This is a genomic window from Salmonella sp. HY31 (assembly GCF_042604575.1).
Taxonomy (GTDB): domain Bacteria; phylum Pseudomonadota; class Gammaproteobacteria; order Enterobacterales; family Enterobacteriaceae; genus Salmonella; species Salmonella diarizonae.
Genome location: NZ_CP170479.1, coordinates 1,473,777 through 1,498,177, shown reverse-complemented (window position 1 = coordinate 1,498,177; position 24,401 = coordinate 1,473,777). Strand labels below are relative to the sequence as shown.

18 protein-coding genes are annotated in these 24,401 nt (G+C 52.6%); 10 read left to right on the top strand and 8 right to left on the bottom strand.

What is annotated here, in order from left to right:
• Window positions 1-78: 78 nt before the first annotated feature.
• Together rcsC and gyrA are read right to left on the bottom strand one after the other, a co-directional pair.
• Window positions 79-2,925: a two-component system sensor histidine kinase RcsC gene (rcsC, locus tag ACE15A_RS06960; RefSeq protein ID WP_053530057.1), complete on the bottom strand. Its 2,847-nt coding sequence runs from the start codon at window positions 2,923-2,925 to the stop codon at window positions 79-81.
• A gap of 117 nt (window positions 2,926-3,042) precedes the next feature.
• Window positions 3,043-5,679, bottom strand: a complete 2,637-nt coding sequence (gene gyrA, locus ACE15A_RS06955) for a DNA topoisomerase (ATP-hydrolyzing) subunit A (protein WP_001281275.1) — start codon at window positions 5,677-5,679, stop codon at window positions 3,043-3,045.
• Between the two features lie 146 nt (window positions 5,680-5,825).
• Between gyrA and ubiG the strand changes: the two genes are divergently transcribed.
• The 4 genes from ubiG (at window position 5,826) to yfaE (ending at window position 10,692) form a co-directional block, all read left to right on the top strand.
• A complete protein-coding gene (gene ubiG, locus ACE15A_RS06950; RefSeq protein WP_023248479.1) occupies window positions 5,826-6,554 on the top strand; it encodes a bifunctional 2-polyprenyl-6-hydroxyphenol methylase/3-demethylubiquinol 3-O-methyltransferase UbiG in 729 nt (242 codons plus the stop codon).
• A 355-nt stretch (window positions 6,555-6,909) separates the two neighbouring features.
• Entirely contained in the window at window positions 6,910-9,195 is a 2,286-nt protein-coding gene (nrdA, locus tag ACE15A_RS06945; protein ID WP_023248480.1) for a class 1a ribonucleoside-diphosphate reductase subunit alpha, read from the top strand.
• Between the two features lie 112 nt (window positions 9,196-9,307).
• Window positions 9,308-10,438: a class Ia ribonucleoside-diphosphate reductase subunit beta gene (nrdB, locus tag ACE15A_RS06940; protein ID WP_023248481.1), complete on the top strand. Its 1,131-nt coding sequence runs from the start codon at window positions 9,308-9,310 to the stop codon at window positions 10,436-10,438.
• Window positions 10,438-10,692 (top strand): ferredoxin-like diferric-tyrosyl radical cofactor maintenance protein YfaE, encoded by a 255-nt coding sequence (gene yfaE / locus ACE15A_RS06935; RefSeq protein ID WP_000533921.1) that lies wholly within the window; start codon window positions 10,438-10,440, stop codon window positions 10,690-10,692. The genes nrdB and yfaE overlap by 1 nt, the downstream gene beginning before the upstream one ends.
• 1 nt (window position 10,693) lies before the next feature.
• Here yfaE and ACE15A_RS06930 read toward each other — a convergent pair whose 3' ends face one another.
• On the bottom strand, window positions 10,694-11,884 hold the full coding sequence (locus ACE15A_RS06930; protein WP_053507749.1) for an MFS transporter: 1,191 nt from the start codon (window positions 11,882-11,884) through the stop codon (window positions 10,694-10,696).
• A gap of 161 nt (window positions 11,885-12,045) precedes the next feature.
• On the opposite strand from ACE15A_RS06930, the gene ACE15A_RS06925 reads away from it, so the two are divergent.
• The gene (locus tag ACE15A_RS06925) at window positions 12,046-12,924 is read left to right on the top strand and encodes a LysR family transcriptional regulator (protein ID WP_023248483.1); all 879 of its coding nucleotides are present in this window, start codon (window positions 12,046-12,048) and stop codon (window positions 12,922-12,924) included.
• A 115-nt stretch (window positions 12,925-13,039) separates the two neighbouring features.
• Here the strand turns inward: ACE15A_RS06925 and glpQ are convergent, their stop codons facing one another.
• Both glpQ and glpT read right to left on the bottom strand, forming a co-directional pair.
• On the bottom strand, window positions 13,040-14,110 hold the full coding sequence (gene glpQ / locus ACE15A_RS06920) for a glycerophosphodiester phosphodiesterase (protein ID WP_000858946.1): 1,071 nt from the start codon (window positions 14,108-14,110) through the stop codon (window positions 13,040-13,042).
• Window positions 14,111-14,115: 5 nt separating this feature from the next.
• Window positions 14,116-15,474 (bottom strand): glycerol-3-phosphate transporter, encoded by a 1,359-nt coding sequence (glpT, locus tag ACE15A_RS06915; protein ID WP_000948741.1) that lies wholly within the window; start codon window positions 15,472-15,474, stop codon window positions 14,116-14,118.
• Window positions 15,475-15,746: 272 nt separating this feature from the next.
• Between glpT and glpA the strand changes: the two genes are divergently transcribed.
• The 4 genes from glpA (at window position 15,747) to ACE15A_RS06895 (ending at window position 20,975) form a co-directional block, all read left to right on the top strand.
• Window positions 15,747-17,375 (top strand): anaerobic glycerol-3-phosphate dehydrogenase subunit A, encoded by a 1,629-nt coding sequence (gene glpA / locus ACE15A_RS06910; protein ID WP_023248484.1) that lies wholly within the window; start codon window positions 15,747-15,749, stop codon window positions 17,373-17,375.
• Window positions 17,365-18,624, top strand: coding sequence for a glycerol-3-phosphate dehydrogenase subunit GlpB (gene glpB / locus ACE15A_RS06905; protein ID WP_053507751.1), 1,260 nt, complete (start codon window positions 17,365-17,367; stop codon window positions 18,622-18,624). Before glpA ends, glpB begins: the two co-directional genes overlap by 11 nt.
• Entirely contained in the window at window positions 18,621-19,811 is a 1,191-nt protein-coding gene (gene glpC, locus ACE15A_RS06900; protein WP_023248486.1) for an anaerobic glycerol-3-phosphate dehydrogenase subunit GlpC, read from the top strand. The genes glpB and glpC overlap by 4 nt, the downstream gene beginning before the upstream one ends.
• 228 nt (window positions 19,812-20,039) lie before the next feature.
• Window positions 20,040-20,975, top strand: coding sequence for an Rpn family recombination-promoting nuclease/putative transposase (locus tag ACE15A_RS06895; RefSeq protein ID WP_053507752.1), 936 nt, complete (start codon window positions 20,040-20,042; stop codon window positions 20,973-20,975).
• 80 nt (window positions 20,976-21,055) lie between these two features.
• Here the strand turns inward: ACE15A_RS06895 and ACE15A_RS06890 are convergent, their stop codons facing one another.
• Together ACE15A_RS06890 and ACE15A_RS06885 are read right to left on the bottom strand one after the other, a co-directional pair.
• Window positions 21,056-22,252 carry a nicotinamide mononucleotide deamidase-related protein YfaY gene (locus ACE15A_RS06890; RefSeq protein WP_053507753.1) on the bottom strand — a complete coding sequence of 399 codons (1,197 nt, stop codon included), beginning with the start codon at window positions 22,250-22,252 and terminating at the stop codon, window positions 21,056-21,058.
• Window positions 22,253-22,366: 114 nt separating this feature from the next.
• A complete protein-coding gene (locus ACE15A_RS06885; protein ID WP_053507754.1) occupies window positions 22,367-22,909 on the bottom strand; it encodes a YfaZ family outer membrane protein in 543 nt (180 codons plus the stop codon).
• Window positions 22,910-23,187: 278 nt separating this feature from the next.
• Here ACE15A_RS06885 and nudI point away from each other — a divergent pair, with 278 nt between their 5' ends.
• Entirely contained in the window at window positions 23,188-23,613 is a 426-nt protein-coding gene (nudI, locus tag ACE15A_RS06880; protein ID WP_023248490.1) for a nucleoside triphosphatase NudI, read from the top strand.
• 44 nt (window positions 23,614-23,657) lie between these two features.
• On the opposite strand, the gene pmrG is transcribed toward nudI, so the two are convergent.
• Window positions 23,658-24,263, bottom strand: coding sequence for a lipopolysaccharide core heptose(II)-phosphate phosphatase PmrG (pmrG, locus tag ACE15A_RS06875; RefSeq protein ID WP_023248491.1), 606 nt, complete (start codon window positions 24,261-24,263; stop codon window positions 23,658-23,660).
• Between the last annotated feature and the right edge of the window lie 138 nt (window positions 24,264-24,401).

The window sequence follows — 24,401 nt, the reverse complement described above, 5'->3', positions numbered from 1 at the left end:
TGGCGCTGTGCTTATCAGGCCTACCAATTGATGCATCTTTTGTAGGCCGGATCAGGCAACGCCGCCATCCGGCATTTTTTATACCCGCGTTTTACGTACCCGCTCGGCATATACCGCCAGCGTCTGTTTCAACACATCCAGCGTCACAGGCTTCGACAAACAGCTATCCATACCGGACTCCAGGCAACGTTGTTTCTCTTCCGCCAGCGCGTTCGCCGTCACGCCGACTACCGGCAGCGTCAGCCCAAGCTGACGGATACGCTGCGTCAGGCGGTAGCCGTCCATGTTCGGCATGTTCACATCGCTCAGAACAATATCGATAGAATTTTTACTCAGCACATTCAGGGCGTCCACGCCATCATTGGCTGTCTTACACTGATACCCCAGTGATCCCAGTTGATCGGCCAGCAAACGGCGATTGATCGGATGATCGTCAACGACCAGAATCATCATGTCGTCATTTGAATCTGCGGTTTTATCCGCCGTCGGCAATGCGCTGGAAAGCGCTTCACTATCCAGCTCAATACTATAGATACGCGCCAACAGCGCGGGCAACTCATGCACCGACGCTACACTATGCACCCACTCGCCCGGCGCTCTTTCCAACGGAATCCCGATATGACGGCGGCAAAAGACGACCGCCGCCCTCCCCTGCCAGGTATGCTCCAGCGCATCATCGACAATCAAAATATCGTCCGCGGCGGGTTCTTGTCCTTCATAACGCTGCGTATGAACGCCGCTACGCGCCAGACTGGTCTCAATAAACTGGCACAAAGAAGTATTGCGCACCGCCAGCCAACAGCAGGTTCCGGCGAGTCCTTCCACGCCCTTTTTCACAGGGTATTGCGCGCCATAAAGCGGGATGCGCAGCGTAAACTGGCTTCCCATGCCAGGCTCCGAATCAACGGAAATATCGCCGTCCATCATGCTGATCAATTTTTCGCAAATCGCCAGCCCCAGACCGGTCCCCTGAAAGTTACGTTGTACGCCGGTTCCCACCTGGAAGAAGGGATCGAACAGGCGAACCACCTCTTTCGCCGGAATACCGACGCCAGTATCCCTCACGCGAATGCTGAGATAATCGCCGTCACAGCGCACATGCAGCACGATGCAGCCAATATCGGTAAACTTAATGGCGTTGCTCAACAGGTTTGAAATGACCTGCTGTAAACGCATCGGGTCGCCGTTCAGCGATACCGGTACGTCAGGCTCAATAAAACAATACAGGCCGAGCTGCTTACGCACCACCAGCGGCAAATAATTGGCAGTGATATGGTTCATCACCTCTCGCGGTGAAAATTCGCGTGGCTCAATCTTTAGCTGTTCCGACTCGATTTTCGAGAAGTCGAGAATGTCGCTGATAATTTTCAACAACAGGCTGGAGGAGTTATTCATCGCCGTGACCAGACGATCCACGCCTTTTGGCAGCTCTTTGGTTTGCAGCAGATCGAGATTACCGATAATGCCGTACAGCGGCGTGCGCAATTCATGGCTGACGGTCGCAAGGAACATGGATTTAGACTGGCTTGCCTGCTCCGCCGCCTGCGCCATCTCCTGCAGCGACTCTTCCATTTTGACGCGCGTACTCACATCTACCAACACGCAAATCGCGACGTTTTCATTGCGATAGCGGGAATGTACGAAGCTAATTTGCAAATTGGTATTATTGCTGGTCAATACATCAACGAAGTTGACCTGCTGGCCGCAAATGATTTGCGTCAGGCGCTGTCTGTCTTCATGCGTGAGCATGTTCAGGTAGGTGTGCGCCAGTTCGTTACTCAGAATATTGACACCATCAATAGTGCGCAGAATACAGATCCCCACCGGCGCGGAGGCGACGATTTTACGGTTGAACTGTTCATGCTCTTCCAGACGCTGAGCATCGCTCTCCGCCGGAATAAAAATGCGCCGCTCATACATCCGCGCAAGCGTAAACAGCCCTGCGCCCACCAGCACGTTCAGCAGGATAGCGTTCAGGATAAGAATACGAATACGCTCCAGGACTAAATCTACCGGCACAGAATAGACAATACTCAGCGAGGATGGCGGCAGGCTTTTTTTAAGAACCAGTTCGTGAAAACCCGGCGTATAACCAAACCAGGAACGCTCCTGCATCCAGCGCGGTTCCGCTTTAATATTGCCATCAGGACCGGTCAATGAAATCAGCGAATGGCCGTTCTCATCAATAATGGTGACGCCCATCGGCAAACTGCCCGGCGTGAAAAAATTTTCCATGCGGATGGACTGCTCGACGCCCAGCAGCGCCTGCAGACGGTTGGCCAGATACACCGGCGTCAGCGCATAAAAATAGCCCACGCCCTGACGCGAGCCCTGGCTTATCCAGAAAAGGTTATTCCCACTTTCTTCCTGCGGCGCGTTGCGGTATTTCATAATCCGCTCATGCAGCGCTTTTAACGCATCATCGCGCTCCACGGGCATTTCACGCAGGCCGAAATTCGCCATGCAGAGATTATCGCTGCCAATCAGGAAAACGCGGTTAAGATCATACGCCGCAGAAAAGTTGTCGCGCCAGTAACGCATAAACCAGGCCAGTGACTCCAGCGAACCGCGCCAGGCGGAACCCATTGCCGCACAGTCAGAGTCGGCGAATAGCGGTTCAAAATCCGGCACCACCATTTTGTCATCACGCGCACGCGACGACATGACGCCGTTTTCCGCCGTTAAACGGTTCTCGGCGATATATTTGAGCTCTTTCATCACGTCCGACGTGCGCTGGATAAAACGCTGCGCCTGATCGGAGCTAAGGTTGAACTCCTGACGAATTTCAGACTCCCGCTGGTGCAGGGCATTGACGATGTAAAACACCGAAACAAAGGCGATTAAGAGCCAAATGAGTAACGCCAACGCTCTGAATAAGTAGCGCGAGACTTTCAGTGTGGTTCGAAAGGAAGCAAGGTATTTCAAAGGGGCGAAGCTCCGCCTCAGGATGTAAATAGAGTGTGACTAAGGTAGCGGTAAATGACGTAGCCCGCAACGGCAAAGAAAAAGGGCCGGATATCCGGCCCTCGCACAGCAATAATATTACTCGTCAGCGTCATCCGCAACGTCGTCATCGCTTTCCGCTTCCGGGGCGATATCCTCATCCCCTTCCGCCACGCTGCCGTCGATAGCGTCGAGTTCTTCGTCATCTACCGGTTCAGCAACGCGTTGCAGACCCACCACGTTTTCATCTTCCGCCGTGCGGATAAGGATAACGCCCTGGGTATTACGTCCCACTACGCTGATCTCGGACACACGGGTACGCACCAGAGTACCGGCATCCGTGATCATCATGATCTGGTCGCAATCGTCTACCTGTACCGCGCCGACAACGGAACCGTTGCGCTCAGTCACTTTGATAGAGATAACGCCCTGCGTCGCACGAGACTTGGTCGGGTACTCGTCCGCTGCGGTACGCTTCCCGTAGCCGTTTTGCGTTACGGTCAGAATAGCGCCTTCGCCGCGTGGGATGATCAGCGAGACCACTTTATCGTCTCCCGCCAGCTTAATACCGCGCACACCGGTCGCAGTACGCCCCATCGCACGGACGGCGTCTTCTTTGAAGCGCACCACTTTACCCGCGGCCGAGAACAGCATGACTTCGTCAGAACCAGAAGTCAGGTCAACGCCAATCAGTTCGTCGCCGTCGTTGAGGTTCACCGCGATAATACCGGCGGAACGCGGACGGCTGAATTCGGTCAGCGCCGTTTTCTTCACGGTACCGCTGGCGGTCGCCATAAAGACGTTCACGCCTTCTTCGTACTCACGAACCGGCAGAATCGCGGTGATACGTTCGTTGGCTTCCAGCGGCAGCAGGTTGACAATCGGACGACCGCGCGCGCCACGGCTGGCTTCCGGCAACTGATAGACCTTCATCCAGTACAGACGGCCCCGGCTGGAGAAGCAGAGGATGGTGTCATGGGTGTTGGCCACCAGCAAACGATCGATAAAGTCTTCTTCTTTAATACGCGCGGCAGATTTACCTTTCCCGCCGCGACGTTGCGCTTCGTAATCCGTCAGCGGTTGATATTTGACGTAACCCTGGTGAGACAGCGTCACGACAACATCTTCCTGGCTAATCAGATCTTCGATATTAATATCGGCGCTATTGGCGGTGATTTCGGTACGGCGCTCATCGCCGAACTGCTCGCGAATTAACTCCATCTCTTCGCGGATCACTTCCATCAGGCGATCGGCACTGCCCAGAATGTGCAGCAGTTCAGCAATCTGCTCCAGCAACTCTTTGTATTCGTCGAGCAGTTTCTCATGCTCCAGGCCGGTCAGTTTCTGCAAACGCAGATCCAGAATCGCCTGCGCCTGCTGTTCAGTCAGGTAGTACTGACCGTCACGCACGCCAAATTCTGGCTCCAGCCATTCCGGACGCGCCGCGTCATCACCGGCGCGTTCCAGCATCGCAGCGACGTTGCCCAGATCCCACGGACGCGAGATCAGCGCCGCTTTCGCTTCCGCCGGCGTTGGCGCGCGACGGATCATCTCAATGATCGGGTCGATGTTCGCCAGCGCAATCGCCAGAGCTTCAAGGATATGCGCACGGTCACGGGCTTTACGCAGTTCAAAAATAGTACGACGCGTCACCACTTCACGGCGGTGGCGCACGAACGCTGAAATGATATCTTTCAGGTTCATGATCTTCGGCTGGCCGTGATGCAGCGCCACCATGTTAATACCGAAGGAAACCTGTAGCTGGGTCTGGGAGTAGAGATTGTTAAGCACCACCTCGCCCACCGCATCGCGTTTCACTTCAATCACGATGCGCATCCCGTCTTTGTCGGATTCGTCACGCAGCGCGCTGATGCCTTCCACGCGTTTATCTTTCACCAGCTCGGCGATTTTCTCGATCAGGCGCGCTTTGTTCACCTGATAGGGAATTTCGTGCACGATGATGGTTTCACGGCCCGTTTTCGCGTCAGCTTCAACTTCCGCACGGGCGCGGATGTACACTTTACCGCGACCGGTGCGGTAGGCCTCTTCGATACCGCGACGACCGTTGATAATGGCCGCCGTCGGGAAATCTGGCCCCGGAATATGTTCCATCAGCCCTTCAATGCTGATGTCTTCGTTGTCGATATATGCCAGGCAGCCGTTAATCACTTCCGTCAGGTTGTGCGGCGGGATATTCGTCGCCATACCTACTGCGATACCGGACGAACCGTTGACCAGCAGATTCGGAATTTTGGTCGGCATGACGTCCGGAATTTTTTCCGTGCCGTCATAGTTATCCACGAAATCCACCGTCTCTTTTTCGAGATCGGCCATCAGTTCGTGGGCGATTTTCGCCAGACGGATCTCCGTATAACGCATTGCCGCCGCGGAGTCGCCGTCAATAGAACCGAAGTTACCCTGACCATCCACCAGCATGTAACGCAGCGAGAATGGCTGCGCCATACGAACGATGGTGTCATACACTGCGGAATCGCCGTGGGGATGGTATTTACCGATTACGTCACCAACGACACGGGCAGATTTTTTATAGGCTTTGTTCCAGTCATTGCCCAATACGTTCATGGCGTAAAGTACGCGACGGTGTACCGGCTTCAGGCCATCTCGGACATCCGGCAGCGCACGGCCAACAATGACCGACATCGCATAATCCAGATAGGAGCTCTTCAGCTCTTCCTCAATGTTGACCGGTGTAATTTCTCTCGCAAGGTCGCTCATCTAACCGCTATCCCTCTACTGTATCCCGGATTCAAAGGTCGCAAATTATAACACAACCGCGTTGATTGAGGTAAACCAATACCGTTTATTCGCCGGGAATGCCTGATATACTTATTCGTCTTGCTAAATAAGGAGTAGAAGCCCCTATGAATGCCGAAAAAGCGCCGGAACGCCATAACGTTGACCATGAAGAAATTGCCAAATTTGAAGCAGTCGCGTCACGCTGGTGGGATCTGGAAGGCGAATTTAAGCCGCTGCACCGTATTAACCCGCTGCGTCTGGGCTACATTGCCGAACGTTCCGGCGGCCTGTTCGGTAAAAAGGTGCTCGATGTCGGCTGCGGCGGCGGTATTCTGGCGGAGAGCATGGCGCGCGAAGGCGCTACCGTTACCGGGCTGGATATGGGCTTTGAGCCTTTGCAGGTCGCCAAACTGCATGCGCTGGAAAGCGGTATCAAGGTAGAGTACGTGCAGGAGACGGTTGAGGAGCATGCGGCAAAACACGCTCAGCAGTACGACGTCGTCACCTGCATGGAAATGCTGGAGCACGTTCCCGATCCGCAATCGGTCGTCCACGCCTGCGCCCAACTGGTTAAACCCGGCGGCGAGGTGTTTTTCTCAACGTTGAACCGCAACGGAAAATCCTGGCTGATGGCGGTCGTCGGCGCTGAGTATATTCTGCGCATGGTGCCAAAAGGCACCCACGACGTGAAGAAATTCATTAAGCCCGCTGAACTGTTAGGCTGGGTAGATGAGACCGTCCTGAAGGAGCAACATATCACCGGGCTGCACTACAACCCGATTACCAATACTTTTAAACTCGGCCCCGGGGTAGACGTTAACTACATGTTGCATACCCGCGCCAAAAAAGCGTGACGTCAAAGAATTTTCTTATGAAGGTTGCGTCAGATCATCGGGCGCAATCTTTCTCTTCGATGAAGAAATCAGCACTCGATCAAATTTTGATTTTTTTTTATGAATTGTTGACATCCTCTCCAGGCCTTATCAGACGCGCATTTAGCGATTCTTACTCTTTTGCAACCGCAATTTAACGCCAAAATCAACTCTTGTACTCAAAAGAATCCCTACTAGAATACTCACCATATAGCGTTTCATTTATCGATCACCCCCTATATATAGTATTTATCCACAGAGTTAGTCACAATGTGGCGTTGTGGATAAGCGGGGGATACTATTTCTTTCACGGACAGGTAAACAGGTAGAAAACCACATGAATCAGAGTCTGCTGGTGACAAAGCGTGACGGCCGTACTGAGCGCATCAATCTCGACAAAATTCATCGCGTTCTTGATTGGGCGGCAGAAGGACTGAACAACGTATCGGTTTCTCAGGTCGAGCTACGCTCGCATATTCAGTTTTATGATGGGATTAAGACCTCCGATATCCATGAAACTATTATTAAGGCCGCCGCAGATCTGATCTCTCGCGATGCGCCGGATTATCAATATCTGGCCGCGCGCCTGGCGATTTTCCACCTGCGTAAGAAAGCCTTCGGCCAGTTTGAGCCGCCCGCGCTTTACCACCATGTGGTAAAAATGGTTGAGCTTGGCAAATACGACAATCATCTGCTGGAAGACTACACGGAAGAAGAGTTCAAGCAGATGGATTCGTTTATCGTTCACGATCGCGATATGACCTTCTCCTATGCTGCCGTTAAGCAACTGGAAGGTAAATATCTGGTGCAGAACCGCGTGACCGGCGAAATCTATGAAAGCGCTCAGTTCCTTTATATCCTGGTGGCCGCTTGCCTGTTCTCGAACTATCCGCGTGAAACGCGTCTTGACTATGTAAAACGTTTTTATGATGCGGTCTCTACGTTCAAAATCTCGCTGCCGACGCCCATCATGTCCGGCGTGCGTACCCCGACCCGTCAGTTTAGCTCTTGCGTACTGATCGAGTGCGGCGACAGTCTGGATTCCATCAACGCCACCTCCAGCGCCATTGTGAAATATGTTTCCCAGCGTGCCGGTATCGGTATCAACGCGGGCCGCATCCGTGCGCTGGGTAGCCCGATTCGCGGCGGCGAAGCCTTCCACACCGGCTGCATCCCGTTCTACAAACACTTCCAGACGGCGGTGAAATCCTGCTCGCAGGGCGGCGTGCGCGGCGGTGCGGCAACGCTCTTCTACCCGATGTGGCATCTGGAAGTTGAAAGCCTGCTGGTGCTGAAAAACAACCGCGGCGTGGAAGGCAACCGCGTACGTCACATGGATTACGGCGTACAGATCAACAAACTGATGTACACCCGTCTGCTGAAAGGCGGCGACATTACGCTGTTCAGTCCCTCCGACGTGCCTGGGCTATACGATGCGTTCTTCGCCGACCAGGAGGAGTTCGAACGCCTGTACGTGAAATATGAAAACGACGACAGCATCCGCAAACAGCGTGTGAAAGCGGTCGAACTGTTCTCGCTGATGATGCAGGAACGCGCCTCTACCGGCCGTATCTATATCCAGAACGTTGACCACTGCAATACTCACAGTCCGTTCGATCCGGTTGTCGCCCCGGTACGCCAGTCTAACCTGTGTCTGGAGATTGCCCTGCCGACTAAACCGCTACACGATGTCAACGATGAAAACGGCGAAATTGCATTGTGTACGCTGTCTGCATTCAACCTGGGTGCCATTAAAACCCTGGACGAGCTGGAAGAACTGGCTATTCTGGCAGTACGCGCTTTGGATGCGCTACTCGATTATCAGGATTACCCGATTCCGGCCGCCAAACGCGGCGCAATGGGCCGCCGTACGCTGGGCATTGGCGTGATTAACTTCGCCTACTGGCTGGCGAAAAACGGTAAACGTTATTCCGACGGTAGCGCCAATAATCTGACGCATAAAACCTTCGAAGCGATTCAGTACTATCTGCTTAAAGCGTCCAACGAACTGGCGAAAGAGCAAGGCGCCTGCCCGTGGTTCAACGAAACCACCTATGCAAAAGGCATTCTGCCGATCGACACCTATAAAAAAGATCTGGATGCGATCGTCAACGAATCGCTGCACTACGACTGGGAACAGTTGCGTGAATCGATCAAAACCCACGGTCTGCGTAACTCCACGCTATCGGCGCTAATGCCGTCGGAAACGTCGTCCCAGATCTCCAACGCCACCAACGGTATCGAACCACCGCGTGGCTACGTCAGCATCAAGGCCTCGAAAGACGGTATTTTGCGTCAGGTCGTGCCGGATTATGAGCATCTGAAAGACGCTTACGAACTGTTGTGGGAGATGCCGAACAACGACGGTTATCTGCAACTTGTCGGTATTATGCAGAAGTTTATCGACCAGTCGATTTCCGCCAATACCAACTACGATCCGTCGCGTTTCCCGTCAGGAAAAGTGCCGATGCAGCAACTGCTGAAAGATTTGCTCACCGCATATAAGTTTGGCGTGAAAACTCTGTACTATCAAAATACCCGCGACGGCGCGGAAGATGCGCAGGACGATCTGGCGCCTTCTATTCAGGACGATGGCTGCGAAAGCGGCGCTTGTAAGATCTGATGAATAGTGCCGGGTAGCGCGATGCTTACCCGGCCTACGATTGTACGGTTTGTAGGCCGGATAAGGCGCTTGCGCCGCCATCCGGTGCTCATCCCATAAAGGATTCACTTCAATGGCATACACCACTTTTTCACAGACGAAAAACGATCAGCTCAAAGAACCCATGTTCTTTGGCCAGCCGGTCAACGTTGCACGCTATGACCAGCAGAAATATGACATCTTCGAAAAACTGATCGAAAAACAGCTCTCTTTCTTCTGGCGTCCGGAGGAAGTCGACGTCTCCCGCGACCGTATCGACTATCAGGCGTTGCCGGAGCACGAAAAACATATCTTCATCAGCAACCTCAAATACCAGACGCTGCTGGATTCCATTCAGGGACGTAGCCCGAACGTAGCCCTGCTGCCGCTCATTTCTATCCCGGAGCTGGAGACGTGGGTAGAAACCTGGGCGTTTTCCGAGACGATTCACTCGCGCTCTTACACCCATATTATTCGTAATATCGTCAACGATCCGGCGGTTGTTTTTGACGATATCGTGACTAATGAGCAAATTCAGAAGCGCGCCGAAGGTATCTCTGCCTACTATGACGAACTTATCGAGATGACCAGTTACTGGCATCTGCTGGGCGAAGGCAGGCACACGGTGAACGGCAAAACCATTACCGTGAGCCTGCGTGAACTCAAGAAGAAGCTCTACCTGTGCCTGATGAGCGTCAATGCGCTGGAAGCCATCCGCTTCTACGTCAGCTTCGCCTGCTCTTTCGCATTTGCCGAGCGTGAACTGATGGAAGGCAACGCCAAAATTATCCGTCTGATCGCCCGTGACGAAGCTCTACATCTGACCGGCACGCAACACATGCTGAACCTGCTGCGTAGCGGCGTGGACGATCCGGAGATGGCGGAAATCGCCGAAGAGTGTAAACAGGAATGTTATGACCTGTTCGTACAGGCGGCGCAGCAGGAAAAAGAGTGGGCGGACTATCTGTTCCGCGACGGTTCGATGATCGGCCTGAATAAAGATATTTTGTGTCAATACGTTGAATATATTACTAACATTCGTATGCAGGCGGTGGGACTGGATCTGCCGTTCCAGACCCGCTCTAACCCAATCCCGTGGATCAATACCTGGTTGGTGTCCGATAACGTTCAGGTCGCGCCACAGGAAGTGGAAGTTAGCTCTTATCTGGTCGGACAAATCGATTCGGAAGTCGATACCGACGATCTGAGCAATTTCCAGCTCTGATGGGACGCGTCACGCTGCGCATCACTGGCACACAACTGCTGTGCCAGGATGAACACCCTTCTCTGCTGGCCGCGCTGGAATCGCATAACGTTGAGGTAGAGTATCAGTGCCGCGAAGGATATTGCGGCTCCTGTCGTACCCGACTGGTTGCCGGTCAGGTTGACTGGATTACGGAACCTTTAGCGTTTATCCAGCCGGGAGAAATTCTGCCCTGCTGCTGCAGGGCAAAAGGCGATATCGAAATCGAGATGTAACTCAGTGCAACTCGCTGGTGGAAACCAAAGGCATCGCGCCACGTTTTTTCATCTGCACGGCATACAGTGCGCCAGCGAGTATCACCAGCACCGCGCCAGCAACATAAATCATACGATAGCCAACCGGCTCAACCATCATTCCCATAATAAAGGCGCCAATCGCCATTCCGGCGTCCATCGCGTTAAAGAACAGTGAATTCGCTACACCGATTTTATGCGGTTCAACCGAGCTGATAATTTGCGTCTGGAAAACCGGCGTAACCGAACCGTAGCCGATACCGATTAAACCGCCGGAAATCATCATTATGATGCTGCCATTGGTGTAGCCCAGCGCCAGCAGGCCGATGGTAAAGACCAACAGGCATGGGTAAACAACATATTTCGGACCTTTTTTATCGCAAATATTCCCGGTGAAGGTACGGCATATCATCAGGAAAATAGCGTAGCACAGCAGGAAATTACTGGCCGCCGCCATTAAATCCAGCTCACGAGCGTACAGCGCCAGGAAAGCCGACACGCCCGCATAGGAGAAGGTCATGAAAAAGGTGACCAGCGCAAAAGGCAAGGCGGCGCGGTCAAACATCGCGGTAAAACCCAGATTCGGCCTGGAACCATCGGCATGATGGATTACCGGAGGGACCGTCACAATCAGGGAAAGCACAATCCCTAATACCGCTACAGCGGTACAGAGCCAGAATGCGGCGGTGAACGCGTTCCAGCGAGCCATATTCAAACCGATCCACGGTCCTACGACCATCGCCAGGCCCATTGCTAAAGAGAAAAAGCTGATGCCCTCTCCACGTCGGGAGGCCGGAATCAACCGCGCTGAAATAGTTCCTTTTACCGTGGTAATAACACCAAACGTAATCCCATGAAGTACGCGGATAAAGAGCAGCGACTCGATGGAATGGCAAACCGGATACAGCGCGGTAATCACCAAAAAAGCCAGAGAAGAGAGCATCAGAATCTTTTTATTCGAATATTTTCCCACCCACTGTCCGGCAAACGGCCGAATAACAATTGCCGCAGCCAGGAAACATGTCACTAATAATCCGGCCTTATCCGCAGAAGCATGCAGGCGGTCAGAAATATATATCGGTAATAGCGTCAGCAGTACGTAAAAAACAAAAAAGACAATAAAGCTGACCAGGGTTATCGCCCAAAAATCCTTCGTCCATAATTTTTCTTTCATTCTTAACGACCCGTTCAGATGGCGCACGCAGGCAACGCTCAGCTCAACTGAACACCTATCAGGTGCGTCAAAATGTGATGTATTCGATAGAATGTCAGTATAAACAAGCGCACTCTATTAGAGAAATTAATCGTTTTAATTATATTAATTAGGTTTTACTAATGACATTAACCCAAATCCACGCCCTGCTTGCCGTGCTGGAGTACGGCGGATTTACCGAGGCCAGCAAGCGGCTATACATGACGCAATCCGCCGTCAGCCAGGCTATCTCCGCGCTTGAGGAGGAACTCGGCGTTGGCATATTGATTCGTGATCGTCGCAAAGAGATTGAGCTTACCGCCGCCGGTAGCCGCATCGTCAGGCATTTACGCGCGATCCAGCGCGACGTCAACGCGGTAAAAGAGATTGCCGAACAAGAAAAAAAGAACCCGGCCCGTACGCTACGGATTGGCTGTTTTCCCAGCGCCTGCGCCTGTATTTTACCTGGCGTAATTCGCTATTTTGAAAGCCATCATCCAAATGTAAAAATTATCCCCTATGAAGAGAACAGTACGGCTATTATTGATTCGCTGCAGGACGGAAGTATTGATGCCGGTTTCGTTCCTTTTCCGGTCAACGGTATGTATTGTGTCCCCATTTACCGGGATAAATTCACCGTAGTAGTGCCTGAAAATCATCCCCTGTCGACTAACAGTACAGTAACGGTCGAAGAACTGATGGACGAACCACTAATTGTCAGTAAAGGTCGTTATGAGTTAAGCATTATGGCATTGTTTAAAGAAAAGGGTATTGAGCCGATATTTAAATATGAATTTAACCATCCCGATACTGCGCTGAGTTTTATTCGACAGGGATTAGGCATCGCCTTATTGCCAGAGTTAACCTTAAAAGCCACGGCAGGAAAATTATGTTCCGTGGCGCTGGAACCCACCTTTTATCGACAAATTTCCCTGTTAGCAAAAGAACCGCCGGTAGAAGGAAGTCCGCTATTTTTATTGCAAAAATGTATGGAAACACTGACCGATGAGGGCTTGCTATAAAACAACACCGCCTGATGGCATTGCGTTTACCAGACCTACGCTGGCGAACGTTGCGCCAGGCCGGATGAGGCGTTTATGCCCTCATCCGGCGCTTCACTTCTACTATGGCATACCTTTAATCATTTTTTTGCAGGAACATGACCGCCTTATCCGGGAAGTCGGTGAACAGCCCGTCGACCCCCGCCTTGTTATACAGGATATCGTACAACTGATTGACATCTGTGGCATAGTCTGGCAATTGATCGGCACGCACAGTGTAAGGATGAACTACCATCTTATTCTGATGCGCGTCTTGCACCATTCCAGTCAGCTTGATGTTCCCTTTCGTCGAGCCTTCCGCAACCAACATATGGTAATCCGGACCAATACCGTCCGCATATTCCGCCACCTGCTTCATGGCGCCCGGCTTAAACATCCAGTCGTAGTTGTAATTCACCCAACGACCATCCGGCTGTTTCTGCTGTGTTTCATTCCAGTCGGTATACGCAATAAGCTGAACCAGATTGAGATCCATCCCCATTTTGGGTTCCAGTTCATTCTTAATACGTTTCAGCTCAGCGACATCAAAACACTGCAAATAGACATTATCCTGCTTGCCGGTATAACCATACTTCTTCAGCACTTCCAGCGTTTTCGCGGCAATATCTTTCCCTTCCTGATGATGGAACCACGGTGCTTTAATTTCCGGATAAATACCAATATTTTTACCGGTAGAGTGATTTAATCCCTGAACGAATTCAATTTCCTCTTCAAAGGTATGAATGCGGAAATCAGATTTTCCCATCGGGAAACGCCCCGGATAAGTTTGTACTTTTTTGCCGTTTTCAATATCAAACCCTTCGGTAAACTTCAGGGATTTAATTTCGTCCAGGGTAAAATCGATAGCGTAATAACGCCCATCTTTACGCGCCCGGTCCGGAAAACGGTCAGCGACGTCAGTCACCCGATCAAGGTAGTGGTCATGGAGGACGACCAGATGGTCGTCCTTTGTCATCACCAAATCCTGTTCCAGGTAATCTGCCCCTTGCGCATACGCCATCGCTTTCGCCGGTAGCGTATGCTCCGGCAGATAACCGCTGGCGCCACGGTGGGCAATGACGACTTTTTCAGCCGCCACGGCACCGCTTCCGATTGCCATTCCTGCCAACATCAGTGCCACGCTAAGGTTTTTCAGTGTGGTTTTCATGTTTATTAGCCTCCGTTGCGTTTTAACTGCAGCTCATCATGATGGCGTTTTTCGCCAATCATCACGACCACCAGCAGGATTACCGCCAGAATGCTGCCGCCAATCATCACCATAAAGCCGCCATCCCAACCGAAGAAGTCAACGGTATAACCCACAATGGCGCTTGCGGCGACAGAACCGCCCAGATAACCAAACAGACCGGTAAAGCCCGCCGCCGTACCCGCCGCTTTTTTCGGCGCCAGTTCCAGCGCATGAAGACCAATCAGCATCACCGGACCGTAAATCAGGAAGCCGATAACAATCATACAAATCATATCAACGGTTGGGTTGCCAGCCGGGTTCATCCAGTAAACGATGGTCGCAATAGTGACCAGGGTCATAAAGAATACGCCCGTCGCGCCACGGTTGCCGCGGAATACTTTGTCTGACATCCAGCCGCACAGCAGGGTGCCTGGAATACCGGCATATTCATAGAGGAAATATGCCCAGGAGGATTTATCCAGAGCGAAATGCTTCACTTCTTTCAGGTACGTTGGCGACCAGTCGAGGATACCGTAGCGCAGCAGGTAGACAAACACGTTGGCGATAGCGATATACCACAGTAATTTGTTCGGCAATACGTACTGCATGAAGATTTGCTTCGCGGTGAGCTCTTCTTCCGCTTTTTCGTTGTAGTCGTCAGGATAGTCGTTTTTATACTCTTCGATAGGCGGCAGACCGCAAGATTGCGGCGTATCGCGCATCATTGCGAAAGCGAACAACGCCACCACAATCGCGCCAAAGGCTGGCATATAGAGCGCCGCTTTCCAGTCGTTAAACCACGCCATCCCCAGCAGGAACAGCAGTGGTGGGATACCGCCGCCGACGTTATGCGCGCAGTTCCAGACTGACACAATGCCGCCGCGCTCTTTCTGCGACCACCAGTGAACCATCGTTCGACCGCACGGCGGCCACCCCATCCCCTGGAACCAGCCGCAAAGGAACAACAGCACAAACATCACGGCGATGCTGGACGTCGCCCACGGCACAAAACCCATAAACAGCATGACTGCTGCGGCCAGAATCAACCCTGCCGGCAGGAAAACGCGCGGATTCGAGCGATCGGACACCGACCCCATTATAAATTTCGAAAAACCATAAGCGATGGAAATCCCGGATAGCGCAAAGCCCAGATCGCCGCGCGAAAAACCCTGCTCTACCAGATAGGGCATCGCGAGGGCAAAGTTCTTGCGCACCAGATAATACGCGGCATAGCCAAAGAATATCCCCAGGAAAATCTGCCAGCGTAACCGGCGATAGGTCGGATCAATCTCCGCCGCTGGCAAGCGCGCTTTATGCGGCGCTGGTTTAAAAATACTCAACATATTGTAGCCTCCGTGGCCCGTATTTTATTTAGAGATAAACACCGCAGTTCGTTCAAACGACCCCGCTGTTCCCAGTGTGGCCGCGATGTTAAGTAAAGATCTGTCTCATGAATGTGAATTACAGCACATATTGTTACAGATTTATGAATAATGTTCAGAAAAGCGCACGAAATCACGTTTCATTTTCGAATAATGAGCGATTATGCGCGAAATCAAACATTCCATATGATTTGTATGGCTAAATGATAAAAAACGAACTGTGAGGAAAAACAATGAAAACTCGTGACTCGCAAGCAAGTGACGTGATTATCATTGGCGGTGGAGCAACAGGCGCAGGGATCGCCCGCGACTGCGCGCTGCGCGGTTTACGTGTCATCCTGGTGGAGCGGCATGATATTGCGACCGGCGCGACCGGGCGTAACCACGGGCTGCTGCACAGCGGCGCTCGTTATGCCGTTACTGACGCGGAATCCGCGCGCGAGTGCATTAGTGAAAACCAGATCTTAAAACGGATCGCCCGCCATTGCGTCGAACCGACGGATGGTCTGTTTATTACGTTACCGGAAGATGATCTTGCGTTTCAGGCCACCTTTATTCACGCCTGTGAAGCGGCAGGCATTCGCGCTGAAGCCATCGATCCGCAGCAGGCGCGCATCATTGAGCCCTCCGTTAATCCTGCGCTCATCGGCGCGGTAAAAGTGCCGGATGGCACCGTGGACCCTTTCCGCCTTACCGCCGCCAATATGCTGGATGCCAGAGAACATGGCGCAATCGTCTTAACAGCGCATGAAGTAACCGGGCTCATTCGTGAAGGCGCAACGGTCTGCGGTGTTCATGTGCGCAGCCATCTCACTGGCGAAACCCAGACGCTTCATGCGCCGGTGGTGGTCAATGCGGCAGGTATCTGGGGACAACGGATCGCCGAATACGCCGACCTGAGTATCCGCATGTTTCCGGCAAAAGGGTCGCTGTTGATCATGGACCATCGGATCAACCAGCATGTGATTAACCGCTGCCGGAAACCATCGGATGCCGACATTCTGGTACCTGGCGATACGATTTCACTGATCGGCACCACCTCTACCCATATTGATTACAATGAGATAGACAGCAACCGCGTTACCGCAGATGAAGTAGATATCCTGCTGCGTGAAGGGGAAAAACTGGCCCCTGTCATGGCGAAGACGCGTATTCTGCGCGCGTATTCTGGCGTCCGCCCGCTGGTGGCCAGTGATGACGATCCCAGCGGTCGTAACGTCAGCCGCGGTATTGTGCTGTTCGACCACGCCGAGCGCGACGGGCTTGAAGGCTTCATTACCATTACCGGCGGGAAGCTAATGACTTACCGCCTGATGGCGGAATGGGCCACCGACGCCGTGTGCCGCAAGTTGGGCAATACACGCCCCTGCATCACGGCGGATACGCCGTTGCCTGGCTCAAAAGAGTCTACGGAACATACGCTGAAACGCATTATCTCGCTTCCCGCGCCGCTACGCGGATCGGCGGTTTATCGGCATGGCGATCGCACGCCGGGATGGCTGAGTGAAGGCCGCCAACACCGTAGCCTGGTCTGTGAATGCGAGGCCGTCACGGCCGGTGAAGTGCAGTATGCCGTCGAAAACTTAACCGTGAATAGCCTGCTGGATCTGCGTCGTCGCACCCGCGTAGGCATGGGCACTTGCCAGGGCGAACTGTGCGCCTGCCGCGCAGCCGGGCTGCTGCAGCGTTTTAATGTGACGACCGCGGCGCAATCTATTACGCAACTCTCTGAGTTTCTGAATGAACGCTGGAAGGGCGTACAACCTGTCGCCTGGGGAGACGCACTGCGCGAAAGCGAATTCACGCGCTGGGTTTATCAGGGATTATGCGGTCTGGAGAAGGAGCACCAGGATGAAATTTGATACGGTTATTATGGGCGGCGGTCTCGCCGGTTTGCTATGCGGACTGCAACTCCAGCAGCATGGATTACGTTGCGCCATTGTCACTCGCGGACAAAGCGCGCTGCATTTTTCCTCTGGCTCGTTGGATCTGCTCAGCGCCCTGCCCGACGGCCAACCGGTGACCGAGATTACCGCCGGGCTTGATGCGCTGCGCCGCCAGGCGCCTGAACATCCTTATTCGCGTTTGGGCGCGCAAAAAGTCCTTACGCTGGCGCAACAGGCGCAAACGCTACTTAACGCCAGCGGCGCGCAGTTATACGGTGACGTACAACAGGCGCACCAGCGTGTAACACCGCTTGGCACATTGCGTTCAACCTGGCTTAGCTCGCCTGAAGTGCCGGTCTGGCCGTTATCCGCACAGCGAATTTGCGTCGTCGGCGTTAGTGGATTACTGGATTTCCAGGCGCACCTTGCGGCAGCGTCGCTGCGCCAACGCGATCTCAACGTCGAAACCGCAGAAATCGACCTTCCGGAACTGGACGTACTGCGTGATAACCCGACGGAATTTCGCGCGGTCAATATCGCGCGTCTGCTTGATAACGAAGAAAAATGGCCACTGCTTTACGACGCGCTATCACCGATAGCGACAAACTGCGACATGATCATCATGCCCGCCTGTTTCGGGCTGGCGAACGATAGGCTGTGGCGCTGGCTTAACGAACGCCTGCCCTGCGCGCTCACGCTGTTGCCGACGCTGCCGCCATCGGTGCTCGGTATACGTCTGCACAATCAGCTCCAGCGCCAGTTTGCTCGTCAGGGCGGCATCTGGATGCCAGGCGATGAAGTGAAGAAAGTCACCTGCCGTCACGGTATCGTGAGCGAAATATGGACACGCAACCATGCCGATATCCCACTGCGTCCGCGTTTTGCCGTACTTGCCAGCGGTAGCTTCTTTAGTAGCGGCCTGGTTGCTGAGCGTAACGAGATCCGCGAACCTATTTTAGGACTCGACGTACAACAAACGGCCTCCCGCGCCGAATGGTATCAACAACATTTCTTCGACCCACAGCCCTGGCAGCAGTTTGGCGTCGTGACGGATGACGCTTTCCGCCCCTCCCTTGCGGGTAACACGGTAGAAAATCTGTATGCAATAGGTTCTGTGCTGGCGGGGTTCGACCCTATAGCCCAGGGATGCGGCGGCGGCGTCTGCGCAGTCAGCGCCCTCCACGCCGCGCACCATATCGCCGAGCGTGCAGGAGAACAGCAATGAGCGACACACGTTTTGAAAGTTGTATTAAATGTACGGTGTGCACCACCGCGTGCCCGGTCAGCCGCGTTAATCCTGGCTACCCTGGTCCTAAACAGGCCGGACCGGATGGCGAGCGTCTGCGTCTGAAAGACGGTACACTGTATGATGAGGCGCTGAAATATTGCATTAACTGCAAACGTTGTGAGGTCGCCTGTCCGTCGGACGTGAAGATCGGCGATATCATCCAGCGCGCCCGCGCGAAATACGATACAACGCGCCCGTCATTGCGTAACTTTATTCTCAGCCATACCGATCTCATGGGCAGCGTTTCAACGCCGTTCGCGCCGGTGGTCAATACCGCCACCGCATTAAAGCCGGTGCGCCAGTTGCTTGATTATGCGCTAAAAATCGATCATCGCCGCACCTTACCAAAATACTCTTTCGGCACCTTCCGCCGCTGGTATCGTAGCGTGGCGGCGCAACAGGCCACATACAAAGATCAGGTCGCCTTTTTTCACGGCTGTTTTGTGAATTACAACCATCCGCAACTTGGAAAAGATCTGATTAAAGTGCTGAACGCAATGGGCACCGGCGTACAACTACTGAGTAAAGAGAAGTGCTGCGGCGTGCCGCTGATCGCTAACGGTTTTACGGATAAAGCTCGCAAACAGGCTATCAGCAATGTGGAATCGCTACGCGAGGCGATTGCCGTCAAAGGTATTCCGGTCATCGCCACGTCATCGACCTGTACGTTTGCGTTGCGCGATGAATATCCTGAAGTGCTGGACGTGGACAACGCCGGGCTACGCGAACATATCGAGCTGGCCACCCGCTGGCTATGGCGCAAACTGGATGCCGGGAAAACGCTGCCGCTTAACCCTTTGCCGCTGAAAGTGGTCTACCATACGCCGTGTCATATGGAAAAAATGGGCTGGACGCTTTACACGCTTGAACTGTTGCGTCAAATTCCGGGGCTTGAATTGACAGTACTTGATTCACAGTGCTGCGGCATTGCCGGTACGTACGGATTTAAAAAGGAAAACTATCCGACATCGCAATCCATCGGCGCACCGCTGTTCCGCCAGATTGAAGAGAGCGGCGCCGACCTTGTTGTCACCGATTGTGAAACCTGTAAGTGGCAGATTGAGATGTCTACAAGCAAACGCTGCGAACATCCCATTACGCTACTGGCAAAAGCGTTGGGTTAAAGCATTCCCGGGTGCGGCCTACGCTTATCAGCCCTGTAAAGACCACAGGCGCCGATAAGCGTAAGCTGCGTCCCGCTCTTTTGCGTATGCCCTTCCGCAAAATTGTATCTGTTGCAGTATGGCGTATTTATTTCTCATCGTTTTTCGCAAAGAAGAAATTCTGCGCATGCAACCGGCGTTTTAGGTGCGTACCGTCATGCTAACTTATGCTGCAGGTGACGGATTACCATGGCCAAATCGACCACTTCAACGCCCCATGATGCGATTTTTAAAAAAATGATGTCTTATCCTGAGGTAGCACGGGATTTTCTTGATAGCCACCTTCCAGCCCCATTACGCGCAATTTGCGATTTAACCACGCTTAATCTGGAGTCAACCTCCTTTATTGAAGACGACCTTCGCGCCTATTATTCCGATATAGTGTGGTCGCTGAAAACCAATAAAGGTGAAGGATATATTTATTGTGTTATAGAGCATCAGAGCACGGCAGTACAGCATATGGCATTCCGGCTGATGCGTTATGCCACTGCCGCAATGCAATATCACCTTGATGCCGGAAATAAAACATTGCCTTTAGTCATCCCGATACTCTTTTATCATGGCGAACAAAGTCCTTATCCATTTTCGCTTAACTGGCTGGATGAATTTGACTCTCCACAGCTCGCGCGGCAACTTTATTCGCAAACCTTTCCTCTGGTGGATATTACGGTAACGCCAGACGATGAAATCATGCAACACCGACGCGTCGCGTTGCTGGAACTGATGCAAAAACATATCCGCGATCGTGACTGGATGAGTATGGTTGACAAACTCACCTCACTTTTAATTGCCGATATCGCTAATGACAGCCAGTTGCAAACGCTGTTTAATTACCTGGTACAATACGGCGATACTTCCCGGGCAAGCGATTTTATCCGTGAAGTTGCTAAACGTTCCCCCCATCACAAGGAGAGATTGATGACGATTGCAGAGAGGCTGCGGCAGGAGGGCCACCACAATGGGCTACAGGAAGGATTGCAGCAAGGACTACAGCAAGGTCGACAACAAGGAACGCGAGAAGAAGCGCTGCGTATCGCGCGCATGATGCAGGAAAAAGGTATCGATCGCGATGCGATTTTGGCCATTACCGGGCTTTCCGTCGAGGAAGCGGCTAACAACCATTGATAAATAATGTCGACATACAGGCCGGATAAGGCTTATCCGGCCTGCGATTTCGTTTTTATCGCCGACAGGCGATAAAGTCGTTATGCCGTCAATGATTCAACCACGTCTATCCAGCCATGCTCGCTGGTAATGTCCTCGCCATTAAGCCAGCGGCGCAGCATATTGAGCGCCATCATCGCACAGACTTCCTGACATATTGCCAGACTATAACGGTTAGCGCCAAAACGCACGCGTAAGGCATAGGTGCCATCCGGCGTCGCCAGCGCGAAATTAAGATGTTCGTTTTCCAGTCCCGACACGGCCAGCGCCAGACCGGCATAATGATTGCTGCGCCGTTCTGTCGTCCAGTGCGCCGTTTGCGCCAGCGTCTCTTCCTGCGAAGGAACAACTTCGCTGGCAAGAACAGGTGCCCCGGCACGGCAAAGCTGTAGCGCCAGTAAGCCGCCGGTGTATTGCTCACTCAATGTCAGGCTAAGCTGCCTTTCCTGCAGACGGCGGGCTATTTGCGCCGGCAGGTTTTCCGTACCTTCAAAAATCAGGCTCTGCCCGGCAACCCGCTTAACCTCGGGCCACAACGCCAGCATCGCCTCCCGCTGCGTAGCCGGGCCGGTCAACTTCAGTTCAATGATCGGCATTGATGAGCGATACCCCATCGTTACGCCGGACGGCAACGACAGTGAATCGAGGCGCTGCGCCAGGTCGCTTTCTGAACGTCCAAAAGTCGTTAACCGCAGACAAAGCGGCGGCTCTGGCAGCGAAAAACGTGCGCGTAACCGCGGTAAGATTTCCTGCTCCACCATAACCTTAAATTCCGATGGTACGCCGGGGGAGAAAAACATCAGGCAGCGGTTGAGCTGTAGCGCAAATCCACAGGCAGTGCCGACCGGATTATTAATAAACTCCGCGCTGGCAGGCAGTTCCGCCTGTTTACGGTTGCTCGGCACCATCACGCGACCACGCTGCTGAAAGTAGCGTTCCATTTCGGCCAGCCACGCTTCGTGCATTACCAATTCTTCGCCTTTTGCCGTTGCCGCGGCGAGCGCGCTTAAATCATCGCTGGTCGGCCCTAACCCGCCATTAACAATCAAAACATCAGCATGTTGACTGCGTTCACGCAAGATAGCGACCAGACTGTCCAGATTATCGCCCACCGTATTTCGCCGTGATAACGGAACGCCCTGATGAAAGAAAAAATCAGCCAGCCAGGCGGCATTGGTGTCAACGATTTGTCCGTGCAACACCTCATCCCCGGTGGATAGCATTTCCACATTTAGCATCGTGTTCTCCTGCTCTTATGATGAAAACACTATAACGCAAAGCTGGACAGGATATGGAAAGAAGAATGATGGGAAAAGGAGGAATATGGCGCGACGATTGCCGCGCCGTTAGCATCAGAAGCTGGCGTTGACGCCAATGTAAGGGCCATCAGCAATCGCGTTATCACGATTGCCATCTTTACCCGCCAGGTTCAGGTAACGATAACCGGCTTCAATGCTCAGCGGGCGCATAATGGTGAAGCGCGCGCCTGCGTTCGCTTCTTCATAACTGTCGATACCGCTGGACAGCGAATCCGGTGAGTAATAATACTCGCCGAACAGACGGAGGCTGTCGCCGATTTTCCATTGTAACCCACCGCCGACAGCCGCCGCATAGCCTTCATCGCTGTCTTTCGGATTGGTATAAATACCTTTACCGCCGACAGTCGCCAGCAGCGGTCCAACCGGAATGTTCAGCCCCAGACCAACGCCCGCGGCGTCGCCATCATCATCATTGTGCATCCAGTTGCCGCTTAGTGTCAGTCCCGTTGATTCCGTACCGAAACCCACGCCAATGTTGGTGTAATCTTCACCCGCCTGGCCGCTAATACTTATGGCCTGCGCCGATGCAGAAACGAACAGCATTCCGGCAAAACCTAACAATATGCTTTTTTTCATTTTTACCCTTTCCAGCAAGCACATAAAGAAAAACTCCCTAAAACGGCAGAATTGTACTGCCAGACGCTGAGGAATCAATGCACTAAAAAACCATTCCAAAAACATATTGTAACGAAATACTACTTTCGCCGTGGCGCATCACTGCGCCAACACATGGCGAGGCCTGCAACAACAAGATTAACAAAAAACGCAGTCTGCGTTATCGCTTCCATTTTTCGCAAAGAATTTCGCAGAATGATTTGTTAAGCTAATGACTTATCTGTTTAAGGAAGCGACTTATGCGTCAACGAACTATAGTTTGCCCATTGATTCAAAATGATGGCTGTTACCTGCTGTGCAAAATGGCCGACAACCGCGGCGTCTTTCCCGGTCAGTGGGCGTTGTCGGGCGGCGGGGTCGAGCCAGGCGAACGTATTGAAGAGGCGCTGCGTCGGGAAATTCGGGAGGAACTCGGCGAGCAACTGATTCTGAGCGATATTACGCCGTGGACCTTCCGCGACGATATCCGCGTTAAAACGTATGCTGATGGCAGACAGGAAGAGATTTATATGATTTATCTCATCTTCGACTGTGTTTCCGCCAATCGCGATATATGTATTAACGACGAGTTTCAGGACTACGCCTGGGTCAAGCCAGAAGAACTTGCGCTGTATGATTTGAATGTAGCAACACGCCACACGTTAACATTGAAAGGGTTATTATAATGACGACAGCCCCCCAGGCTGTCTTTACGTTTTTACCCCCCCAGCTAACCGGGAACAAATTCGCCATCTAAAAAAAGTTTTCCGTTTTCCGCATGCATGACGAGAGCATTGAGATAGTCCGGTTCAAACTTTACGCCGCGCTTATTTTCTGCAATATATGTCAAACAATGATTATGGGTAAAAATAACTATATTTTTATTCTGCGACTTTTTCAGTAACGTCTTGATTGAAGCATAAATACCACTGCCGCAATCCATCATTTTTTTATCCACTGTAAGCGGCCTGCCCGCGGAAAACCAGGTTGCCGACTGGATGGTACGTACCGTATTACTGGAATAGAGATTGTAATTTTGTATATCGGCACTAAAGGCTTTACCCAGCGATCTGGCATCCTGCGCGCCGTTAACCGTAATCCCCGTACTGTCTGACAAGCAGGTGTTATCGGAGCGATCGCACCGCTCGGCATGGCGAAATAACACCACTACCGGATGCTGCTTCGCTAGCGCCGCCAGCGTTTTACCGTTAATCTGCGGCAGACCGTTACCACTCCAGGCATGTTGCGAGGTCAACCCGGCGATAATAACCAACGCCCCCGCCACGATCGCGAAATAGCGTTTGTTTTTAATAAAGCGTAGGGTAAATGCCAACACATTAACCTCTCAGGCAGACAGAGCAGCTAACTTAATAGCCATAAGATTAAAATAAAATTCCATGACGGAAGACGCAGGCCAGAAACATAAAAACAGCTTCCAGGCGCGTATAAAATGCCTTAAACTTTCGGCAAAAGC